A 1,670-nucleotide genomic window follows, 5' to 3' on the forward strand; every position below is an offset into this window, starting at 1 on the left:
AACCGTTCCATCTCCTCGAACAGGACGATGTTTTCGCCCGATATCCCGCCCTCCTTGATGAGATACGCTGCTGACGCCAAGGCGGCGATGCCGGTGCCAACGAGGTAGGCCTAGCAGCGAGCGCTCTGCGCCGCTGGATCAACGAGGGGCGAGGAGGACGCAGAGGACATGAGGTTCTCCGGAGGTGACCGGTCGGAACATGGCGCGGAACTCCCGCGATCTAGTGCAGAGCTTGCGCCCCTGAAGGCGCTTCCGGAGTGTGCCGTGACATCGGGTGTCCCTCGCATGCGCTCCTCACTTAAGCGACAGCGCCACGAATGATCTGTAGATCGACTGAGCCACGCATTAACTAGCAATGCCCGTGCCAGGTACGAATCTGGTCAGGGCTTGTCTGAAGGGAGGCAAGACCAATATTTCCAGCCAAGCGGGGGGCGATGTCGGTTGGCTTGTCGGGCTTCCGACATTTGGGTGTTCAAGCAAACAGGAGATGGGAAGCAACAGAAAGGGGCCGCAGTTGAGATGTGCCAGCTAGCACACGATCGCGGATCGTATCATTCCGGCCGGAGGGCATCGGCGACGGATAAGGCGGATCAACTGCTGTTCAGCTGTCGTCAAAATGGTTAGACGCTAAAGAAATAGAGCGAGATGGAGCGCTGTGACGCCAAGATCGGAGTCGCGACACGCTGTCGAAGCGGCGACATGTGACCGTTTCCCTCTGGACTTAATCGAGATTGAAGTTCGCTCTGGCCCATATGAGGACCAGAGCATGAAGCGCAGCCGCTTTATGGAAGAGCAGATCATCGGGATTTTGAAGGGGTACCAGGCCGGCGTGTCGGTTGCCGACCTGTGCCTGACGCACGGCGTCAGCAATGCAGTATTTGCAAATGGAAAGCCAAGTTTGGCGGGATGGAGGTCTCGAAGGCCAAGCGGGTGACGACGCTGAAGGACGAGAACACGCGGCTGACGCGGCTTTTGGCCGACGCCATGCTGGACAATGCGGCGTGAAGGATCGCCTGGAAAAAAATGGTGCCGCCCGCGGGTAGCGGAAAGCTATCGCACATCTCATGGGCCCACGGAATGAGCGAACGGCGGGCGTGTAAAGCCATCGGCTGTTGCCGCCTGACGATCCGGGCGGATGATGCTGCCTTACGCCAACGCATGAGAGAACGCCGAGGTGCGCCGTCGCTCCGGCTATCGGCGCCTGCGCCGATCTCAGGGCCCGCAACGCCGATGCAGATGCGCACATCGAGCGGCTGACGCAGATCCTGAAGGCCTTCGACCGCGCCCGGTTCGGCCGACGGTCGGAAAAGCTCGGCTCTGTGAACGGCGGCGATGAACAGCCGCGCGCCAGCAAACCTCCGCGGCGATCGTCGCACATCTCTTCGATCTCTGGCAGCAGACCTTGCGGCGGATCTCCGGCAAATCAAAACTGGCCGAGGCAATCCGCTATGCCGTCTCGCGCTGCGCCATCTTCGAACGCTTCCTCACCGACGGCCGCATTGAGCTCGACTCCAACGTCGTCGAAGGCGTCATCAGGCCACAAACACAATTACGAGAAAGAATAGCCTCTTCGCGGGCAGCGACGAGGGCGCTTCATACTACCCATCTGTCTATCTCCTTATAATTCAAGGCATTTCTGGTTGGCGCCGCAAGACGGCGGACTGCGGAGC

The 1,670-nt window shown here is 60.1% G+C and carries 3 pseudogenes; 2 read left to right on the top strand and 1 reads right to left on the bottom strand.

Annotated elements, in window-relative coordinates:
- A pseudogene (locus tag K288_RS53350) lies at window positions 1-98 on the bottom strand (oleate hydratase); the annotation flags it as partial.
- A gap of 668 nt (window positions 99-766) precedes the next feature.
- Between K288_RS53350 and K288_RS53355 the strand changes: the two are divergent.
- Both K288_RS53355 and K288_RS51930 read left to right on the top strand, forming a co-directional pair.
- Window positions 767-1,204: pseudogene (locus K288_RS53355) on the top strand (transposase); the annotation flags it as partial.
- Between the two features lie 135 nt (window positions 1,205-1,339).
- Window positions 1,340-1,590 (top strand): annotated as a pseudogene (locus tag K288_RS51930) (transposase); the annotation flags it as partial.
- Window positions 1,591-1,670: the final 80 nt, after the last annotated feature.

Origin of the sequence: Bradyrhizobium sp. Ai1a-2, assembly GCF_000426245.1 — a bacterium.
In the GTDB taxonomy this organism is placed as follows: domain Bacteria; phylum Pseudomonadota; class Alphaproteobacteria; order Rhizobiales; family Xanthobacteraceae; genus Bradyrhizobium.